This is a genomic window from Dolichospermum circinale AWQC131C (assembly GCF_000426905.1).
In the GTDB taxonomy this organism is placed as follows: Bacteria; Cyanobacteriota; Cyanobacteriia; order Cyanobacteriales; family Nostocaceae; genus Dolichospermum; species Dolichospermum circinale.
Genome location: NZ_KE384601.1, coordinates 8658 through 17552, shown reverse-complemented (window position 1 = coordinate 17552; position 8895 = coordinate 8658). Strand labels below are relative to the sequence as shown.

The 8895-nt window shown below is 38.7% G+C and carries 8 protein-coding genes and 1 pseudogene; 6 read left to right on the top strand and 3 right to left on the bottom strand.

Features of this window, described 5'->3' with window-relative positions:
• A pseudogene (locus tag ACIR131C_RS25975) lies at positions 1 to 201 on the top strand (hypothetical protein); the annotation flags it as partial.
• Here the strand turns inward: ACIR131C_RS25975 and ACIR131C_RS0106880 are convergent.
• Positions 189 to 686, bottom strand: a complete 498-nt coding sequence (locus ACIR131C_RS0106880) for a gamma carbonic anhydrase family protein (protein ID WP_028089602.1) — start codon at positions 684 to 686, stop codon at positions 189 to 191. The pseudogene ACIR131C_RS25975 and the gene ACIR131C_RS0106880 overlap by 13 nt on opposite strands.
• Positions 687 to 925: 239 nt before the next feature.
• Here ACIR131C_RS0106880 and ACIR131C_RS0106875 point away from each other — a divergent pair, with 239 nt between their 5' ends.
• The 5 genes from ACIR131C_RS0106875 to map all read left to right on the top strand — a co-directional run bounded on the left by ACIR131C_RS0106875 (position 926) and on the right by map (position 6436).
• Positions 926 to 1441, top strand: a complete 516-nt coding sequence (locus ACIR131C_RS0106875) for a TIGR02652 family protein (protein ID WP_028089601.1) — start codon at positions 926 to 928, stop codon at positions 1439 to 1441.
• 146 nt (positions 1442 to 1587) lie between these two features.
• Positions 1588 to 2022, top strand: coding sequence for a VOC family protein (locus ACIR131C_RS0106870; protein ID WP_028089600.1), 435 nt, complete (start codon positions 1588 to 1590; stop codon positions 2020 to 2022).
• A gap of 143 nt (positions 2023 to 2165) precedes the next feature.
• Positions 2166 to 4991, top strand: coding sequence for a M16 family metallopeptidase (locus ACIR131C_RS0106865; protein WP_028089599.1), 2826 nt, complete (start codon positions 2166 to 2168; stop codon positions 4989 to 4991).
• Between the two features lie 88 nt (positions 4992 to 5079).
• The gene (locus tag ACIR131C_RS0106860; protein ID WP_417033454.1) at positions 5080 to 5493 is read left to right on the top strand and encodes a plastocyanin/azurin family copper-binding protein; all 414 of its coding nucleotides are present in this window, start codon (positions 5080 to 5082) and stop codon (positions 5491 to 5493) included.
• Positions 5494 to 5608: 115 nt separating this feature from the next.
• The gene (gene map, locus ACIR131C_RS0106855; RefSeq protein ID WP_028089597.1) at positions 5609 to 6436 is read left to right on the top strand and encodes a type I methionyl aminopeptidase; all 828 of its coding nucleotides are present in this window, start codon (positions 5609 to 5611) and stop codon (positions 6434 to 6436) included.
• 84 nt (positions 6437 to 6520) lie between these two features.
• Here map and ACIR131C_RS0106850 read toward each other — a convergent pair whose 3' ends face one another.
• Together ACIR131C_RS0106850 and cax are read right to left on the bottom strand one after the other, a co-directional pair.
• Positions 6521 to 7093: a peptidoglycan-binding domain-containing protein gene (locus tag ACIR131C_RS0106850; RefSeq protein WP_028089596.1), complete on the bottom strand. Its 573-nt coding sequence runs from the start codon at positions 7091 to 7093 to the stop codon at positions 6521 to 6523.
• Positions 7094 to 7631: 538 nt separating this feature from the next.
• Positions 7632 to 8735 carry a calcium/proton exchanger gene (cax, locus tag ACIR131C_RS0106845; protein ID WP_028089595.1) on the bottom strand — a complete coding sequence of 368 codons (1104 nt, stop codon included), beginning with the start codon at positions 8733 to 8735 and terminating at the stop codon, positions 7632 to 7634.
• Between the last annotated feature and the right edge of the window lie 160 nt (positions 8736 to 8895).

The window sequence follows — 8895 nt, the reverse complement described above, 5'->3', positions numbered from 1 at the left end:
AAAATATCTCTCAAATCCTCATTTCTCCGTGACCTCTGTGCCTGGAGTGGTTCGTTATTCCATAAAAATGAATTACCAATTACCCATTACCAATTACCTATTACCAATTACCCATTACCAATTACCCATTACCAATTACCCATTACCAATTACCAATTACCAATTACCAATTACCAATTACCCATTACCTACTCAGCATGAAGGAGGGCTAATTGATAGTATTTTTCCGCGTGTGCAATAAGTTCAGTGATTTCGGTGTCTGTGAGTTGACGAACCACCTTACCAGGGAGGCCGAGAACTAGAGAACCAGGGGGGACATTTTTGGTAACTACAGCACCCGCACCGATCATACTACCTGCACCGACTCTGACACCATTTAAGATAATAGCACCAATACCAATTAAACTACCACGTTCAATGTGAGCAGAATGGACGACAGCCCGATGTCCAACAGTGACATAATCTTCTAAAATGGTTGGTAAACCCGGATCACCATGGAGAATTGCACCGTCTTGAATATTTGTACATTCGCCAATTTCAATCCGTTCTACATCACCTCTAACCACAGATCCATACCAAACACTGGCTCTGGCTGCTATGCTTACAGAACCAATGATTATAGCGTTAGCTGCCACAAAAGCAGCTTGAGAAAATTCAGGAGATTTTGAGCCAGAAGAGATAGACACGATAGAATATGGATATTGTACCCAGGAACACTGGAGAAACTCCAACCTTTAGGGCTGGTTGTTAAACCAGAATATCATAGCCTTGCCCGTCCATGGTCAGGCAGTTGTGAGACTTGTTCTCAGACACTATCCTCACTTTTATGCAGGAGTAAGCAAGTCATCTAAAGTAGTGGAGCAGGAGTGTAAAGTTAAACCTACTGGTGCTGGCAGAAAAACAATACTATGTTTATACGCACTTCATGATCAATCCAGGCTTTCAGTACCCGATATTTGGCCCTGAAATACAGTGTCCCCACTGTCGCCAAAATATCTCAGCTTTGACATTGACGGATACTTATTTGTGTCCCCGTCATGGCGCATTTGAAGCTGAACCTAAAACTGGGGAGTTGGTTCATTTACAGTCCGGTCGTCATTGGCGCAGATGGGATGGTGAATGGTATCGTCAACATACTCATCCTGATGGGATTCGGTTTGAAATTCACGAAGCTTTAGATAAGCTTTATACTCAAGGTTATCGGGCTACGAGAATAATTGTTGCTAACCGTTATCAGGAGTTAATGAGTGGCTATTTGGAACGTAGTACACCCTGGCGTTCTGGACAGGGGGAAGTTACTACAGGGGCGCGGTTATATGGCTTACCTGTAGATTTTAGCCCTGATTCTGCCGCAGAACCTTGTTGGGAAGTGATTAATTTTGATTTGGATAAAGAACCTGGTGTCCCGGTGCGTTACCCATATTTCCGGTTGTTTGAATAGGTAATAGGTAATGGGTAATAGGTAATAGGTAATGGGTAATGGGTAATGGGTGATTGTAAATATCTTCTTGTATTCCTACCTATTCTCTTTTTTGGGTTTTAGGTTGTAGATTAATCCAAAATCTAAAATCCAAAATCCGAAATTCTATGCACCATACTTCTATTAGAACGGCAAATATCCATTTAGCGATCGCTTTTTATGAAACACTAGGGTTTACGGTGGGCGATCGCTTCACCACCGGTTATACTCTAGCTTGCTGGATGGAAGGTTTGGGAGGGAGAATTGAACTGATCCAAATTCCCCAACCAAAACCAGCCCCAGATGCTTTTGAGGATGAACATTATGTGGGTTACTATCATCTGGCTTTTGATTTAACACATACTACACCAGATTTATCCACTTGGCTAGAAAGTTTAAAAACACGGTTAGCTGCAATAGAAAGTCTACCACCTCTAAAGATTCTTTTGCAGCCTACACAGCAGCAAATTGGCGATAACATTTTAGAAGTTGCGTTTATCGCTGATTTTGATGGTTTACCTCTGGAGTTTATACGGTTTTTGCATAAATGCCCCGAAAATTAGTATTTATGCCTTTTGGATGATATAATACTTTTCCCTTTCAGGTACATTTTTATTTTCCAGGGGGTACTGAGGAAACATTTGCTCAATTTTTCTAGTCCATCAATATATGTAATCTAAGTTACATATATCTATTCGCCAAAGATATGTCTTTTTTTTCTCTAGCACAACGACATCGCTTTTTTTTACTGATCTTCAGTCTTTGGGTAATAGCCGCATTTTCATTAAATCACGATGCTGCTTTTCATCTCCAAGAAGGAGGTTTATCAACAACACCCTACAAGTCCAACCCGGAAAAATCCCTGGAAACACTAGTTACTAAAAAAACAGCCAATTTCGCCATTACAGCAAACGTGCGGAAAACAGTCCTCGACAATGGCTTAACTGTGATCACGAAGGAGGTTCATCATGCTCCCGTGGTGACAGTGCAAGTATGGTACAAGTTTGGTTCTGGTCAAGAAGCAATTGGGGTAAATGGCATTGCTCACCAATTAGAGCATATCATGTTTAAAGGTACTAGCGATCGCCCAATTCAATTTGGCCAGTTATTTAGTGCTTTGGGTAGTGATTCTAATGCTTTTACCAGTTATGACCAAACCGCATATTACAACACTGCTCAAGGGCATAAACTCACCTCTCTATTAACTTTAGAAGCAGATAGAATGAAAAACTCACTCATAGATCCTCAACAGTTAGCTAGTGAGAAACAAGTGGTGATTTCTGAATTACTTGGTTACGAAAATAGCCCAGAATATCGTTTAAAACGTGCTGTGATGAAGTCGGTTTTTCCTAATCATCCTTACGGTTTACCCATTGGTGGTACTAAGGCTGATGTAGAGAAATTCACGGTTGAACAATTAAGAGAATATTACCAAAAATTCTACAGTCCTGACAATGCTGTTTTGGTAATTGTCGGGGATTTTGACACCACACCAACGTTAAAAAGTGTTAAATCTATTTTTGGTAAAATTCCTAAAGGTCAATATTCACCTCATAATCTTATAACTCCATCCTATTCCCCATCACCTGCAATTAAACTACAAGAACCGGGAGGAAATCCATTACTACAGATAATCTATCCGCTTCCTCAAATTAATCAACCAGATGTACCTGCTTTAGAGGTCATGGATTATATCTTAACTGCGGGCAAAAATTCTTACCTATATCAAGAGTTGGTAGAATCGGGTTTAGCTAGTGATTTGAAAGCAAATGTCGCTAGTTTACGGGCTGGTGGCTGGTATGAAATATTAGTAACTGCTGCGGAAAATCAGGATTTGCATAAAATTGATGCAAAGGTAATAAAGGCATTAAAAGAAGTTATTAAAATTGGTGTCACTACAGAACAAGTAGAACGAGCAAAAAGCCAATTAACGGCTTCAGTTATTTTAAATAATCGTGATATAACCAGTCAAGCCATGCAATTGGGTAATGATCAAATCACAACAGATAATTACCAATATACAGAAAATCATTTAATAGATATTCGGGAAGTTAAACCTGAGGACGTAATTAATGTCATCAATAAATATCTACAACCAGAAGCACGGACAGTGGGATTTTTTGAACCTACTCAACAAACAGGTACAAGTCTGATCAAATCTGAGTCCGGGATAAAAAAAGATAATTTTGTCGCTGATATTACTGTAGTCCCAGCAGAAGTAAAGAAATATTTACCACCTGTAGATATCTTACCGAAAAAAGGAACAAGAGAAATACCCCAGGAGTTAAAATTTGCTAATGGGTTACACATACTACTATTACCAGATAAAACTACACCCACAGTAACTTTAAGCGGACATATTAAAGCAGGAACAGAATTTGATGGAAGTGATAAGGGAGGATTAGCCTCTTTAGTAGCAGCAAATCTGATGAATGGGACGAAAACCAAAGATATGCGGACTATTGATCAAGAATTAGCAGCAAAAGGCGCAAATTTGGACTTTCAAGCCTATCGGGAAGGTGTGAGGATCAAAGGTAGCAGTTTAGCAGTAGATTTACCGATTTTACTAGGAACATTGACAGACGTAATTAAAAATAGTACATTTCCACAAAAAGAGTTTAAACTCTCACGTCAACAGGCTTTAACCTCCCTAGATTCAGATTTAGATGATCCTGAAAAGATTGCAACTCGTATCTTCCTTCAATCTATTTATCCGAAAAAACACCCACTACATAGCTTTCCGACAGCAGAGAGTATTCAGAGTATTAAACGTCAAGACGTGATAGCTTTTAAAGCCCAACATTATCGTCCAGATACTACAGTATTAGCAATTGTAGGCGATTTTGATATTAACAAAGTGCGATCGCTCATTCAAGCACAATTAGGAAATTGGCAAGTAAAAGGCCAACCACCAGTGGTAAAATACCCCAAGGTGGAGATGCCGAAAAATGTAATTAATGTTAATCCCGTTGTTCCTGGTAAACCCCAAGCGATTACTTATATGGGTTATACAGGGATTAATCGTCAAGATAAACGATTTTATGCGGCGATGGTCTTGAATCAAATTCTCGGAGGTGATACATTATCAAGTAGACTGGGGGCGGAAGTGCGCGATCGTCAAGGCTTAACCTACGGAATTTATAGTAATTTCATCACAGGTAAGAATGTCGGCACATTTTTAATTGAAATGCAAACCAGTCCAGAAGACGCACACAAAGCGATTTCCAGTACCCGTGACCTGCTCAAACAAGTTCACCAACAAGGTGTTACCCTAGAGGAGGTAGAAACAGCCAAAGCTAATTTAATCAGTAATTATAATATTTCCTTAGCTAGTCCAGAACAACTCAGCGAAAGAATGGTCATGAATCAGGTTTATGGCTTAAATCAGGTAGAATTGCGCTCATTTATCAGTAAAATAGAGCAGGTTAAATTAAGTCAAGTCAATCAAGCTGCTCGTGAGTTACTTCACTCTGATAAAATTGTTGTCGTGACAGCAGGTCCGCCAATTCTAGCCCATAAAAACATCAAGTGAGTATAGTTATGAGTCATTGTCAAAGGTGTAATCTACAACTATCTATTTAGCTATGAGTAAATTTTTGACTCTTATTTTTTCCCTGATCATGAGTATAGTCATCATGGGTACATCTCCAGCAACAGCAGAGAATCTATCGCATAATCTCTTAAAACAACCAGTTACAGAAATTACAGTCAGCTTGAGTAATACTGCTAATGAATTAAAATTTGAACCGAATTACTTAGAACTTATCCCTGGTAAACGTTACAATCTGAAATTAAATAATCCTAGCTCCCAAAAACATTATTTTACTGCTAAAGACTTTGCTGATGGAATTTGGACACAAAAAGTCGAAGCGGGTAAAGTTGAAATCAAAGGTAATATTCACGAACTAGAACTTAAACCTGGTGCAGAAGCAGAATGGGTGTTTGTCCCCATAAAATCAGGAAAATATGCTTTACGATGTACTATAGCTGGACACACAGAAGCGGGAATGAAAGGAGAAATTGTGATTAAGTGATCATCTGTTTCTAGAGGCGCGAAAATAAGTTAACGTAAATATAGATATTTTTGGCAATAAATCTCAACAAATTCACACTTAATCAGTAAAGCACCAGTAATTTCTCAATTTAATGATGAACATTTTCACCAGCCTACTTTCGCAACCAGTCGAGCTAAAACCCGAAAAACAACAACGCAGAGGGATTGAAATTAAATCACCCCGTGAAATCGAAATTATGCGGCAATCAGCTAAGATTGTAGCAACCGTCCTCAAAGAAATTTCTGAGCTAGTACAGCCAGGAATGACAACTGCCGATTTAGATGCTTATGCTGAAAAACGTATCCGGGAAATGGATGCAACTCCTAGTTTTAAAGGATACCATGGCTTTCCGGCTTCCATCTGTTCCAGTATTAATAACGAGGTTGTCCATGGGATTCCTAGCCCTAAAAAGGTAATTCGGTCTGGAGATGTTTTAAAAGTTGATACAGGAGCTTATTACCAAGGGTTTCACGGTGATTCTTGTATTACTATCGCTGTCGGTAATGTCACAGATGAAGCCGCAAAACTGATTAAAATAGCTGAAGAATCTTTATACAAAGGGATTGAACAGGTAAAAGCTGGTGTCCATTTGACGGAGATTGCAGGTGCAATTGAAGATCATGTAAAAGCCAATGGTTTTACGGTGGTAGAACAATTTACTGGTCATGGTGTGGGTAGAAATTTGCACGAAGAGCCGGCGGTTTTTAATTATCGGACTCATGAAATACCGAATGTAAAATTACGCTCAGGGATGACCTTAGCAATTGAACCAATTTTAAATGCTGGTTCTAAAAATACCAGAATTTTAGCTGATAGATGGACAGCGGTAACGGTTGATAATGCTTTATCGGCTCAGTTTGAGCATACGGTGTTAGTGACAGATACTGGTTATGAAATATTAACTGATAGGACGGAACTTTAACTATGATTTAAACTATGATTTTTGTGATTTGTCTGATTTAGTTAACAACTAACAACGGACAACTGACAACAGACCACTAACCAATTAAATTGTTAATTCCCACCAAGTTTTTTGACCAACCATACCATCTGCTGATAAATTTCGACGATTTTGAAAGGCTTTAACAGCGGTTTCAGTGATTGGTCCAAAAACGCCATCAACAGGTATTCCATAACCATTAGAGACTAAAAGTTTTTGTAAAACTCTGACAGATATACCTGAACTACCAAAACTAATCACGGGCATAGGATTTTTACGGGTTGTGGGATATCGTGTTGATGATTTAATATCTGTTGTTCCCATAATGTTCATGTCACCAGCATCAGCCAAAAGAAATTGTATCTGAGAAGAATTGGCAGACATTTGTTTTTGTGTAATTTGCTGAAAGATGTTGTTCCGACGAAAAGATATGGCTAAGGGATGAGTTAGGAAAGGTTCACTTATTTGTATAAATTCTGGTGGTGTAATTTGAGTCGAGGAAATTAACTGAGTTGATTGACTATTTGTTAATGGCACACCATTTTCTAAGTGAAACAGGGTTTGGTTTAATGGGAAATGGGTAATATTTAGTTCTCTTGGATTAAATACACCTATCATCAGCAGTCCGATTTCAGTCATTGTATTTTATGGATAAAATTAATCGCTTGGGAAAGGGGAAAAACCAAATATAATTACTGTATAAAACTACTAATCAAGAAGTTGATATCAAAGGGATGATCTGATTTGAGACTACAGAAATTATTAGTTTTAGTCATCTATCTTAAGGGAGTTAAAATTTTTAAAAAAATATTTAAGTAGGTGAACGTAAAAAAACCGATATAAGTAAAGAAAAGTAAAGTTGCCCAAAACCTGTTCCCTGTAACCTATAACCTGTTCCCTGTTCCCTGTAACCTGTTCCCTATAACCTGTAACCTATAACCTGTTCCCTGTTCCCTGCGATGCACTGAGCTTGTCGAAGTGTTCCCTGTTCCCTGCGATGCACTGAGCTTGTCGAAGTGTTCCCTATAACCTGTTCCCTGTTCCCTTGTCATAACGACAATTTTTCACGCCAACCGACTTATAGCAGATTGCAATGTGTTTGAACATAAAAAAATTCCCAATCTATTTAGATTAGATTGGGAATCTCAGACTTTGAATAGGATAATAGTTTAACCTGTTAACCAATACTATTGGCAAAGGGATGAAAGTAAAAGGCAAAACCCAATACAGTATAAGCTGCTAGAAGTAAAGTCCCTTCTAACCAATTAGATTTACCATCAGAACTAATACTATTAGCAATTAACACTGATACAGCAACGGCTACTAATTCAAATGGATTAAAATCTAAATCCATGGGTTGACCAATTATCCAACCAGCAATGACTAAAACTGGGGCTACAAATAGGGCAATTTGCATACTTGAACCCACAGCCACAGACATAGAAAGATCCATTTTATTTTTCATGGCTACAGTGACTGCGGTAGCGTGTTCAGCAGCGTTACCGATAATGGGGACTAAAATCACCCCGGTAAATAGTGCGCTTAAACCTAGTTTAGATGTAGCAACTTCTAGGGAACTTACTAATAATTCTGACTCAAAGGCAACTAACAAGGTACAGGCTAAAAGTACACCAGTCCACAACCAAATATTTGGTTTTTCATGGGAAACCTCTTCTTCTCCTTCTATTCCTTCTAAGTCTACTACACCAACTTCATACAAATACGCATGAGTTTTCATAGAAAATAGTAGTGTTAAACCGTAAACTAGAATTAAGACTATAGCCACTGCTAAAGAGAGATTCTGTACAGTTTTTTCGCTAATACCTGCCGAGGTATAGTTCATTGCAGTTGGTAGTAAAATGGCAATTACCGCCAAGTTCATGGAGGAGGCATTTACCCGCGCTACAACTGACTCAAATGTTTGTTCTTTGTAACGAATACCGCCTAGTAACATGGATAAACCCATGACTAGGAGTAAATTACCAATAATTGATCCAGTAATACTGGCTTTGACAACATCAATTAGGCCTGCATTCAGGGCAACTAAGGCAATAATTAATTCTGTAGCATTACCAAAAGTCGCATTTAAAAACCCGCCCAGAATTGGACCGACTACCACAGCTATTTCTTCGGTCGCAGTACCCATCCAAGCGGCTAGTGGTAGTATAGCTAATGCAGCAGTGATGAAGATTATTAAGTCTCCCCATTCTAAAAAGTGGGCTGCTAGAGATACGGGTATAAACAGCAGCATTACGGTGAAAATAATGTTCTTGATTGACATTTTTACCTTAATTTCAGGGGATCTGGCACAGATGTCTGAAATATCATCTGCATTTGCACACCTATCATATCTGCCAGGGCTGGTAATTGGTAATTGGTAATGGGTAATGGGTAAGGGGTAAGGGGTAAGGGGTAAGGGGTAATGGGTAATTGGCTTCATC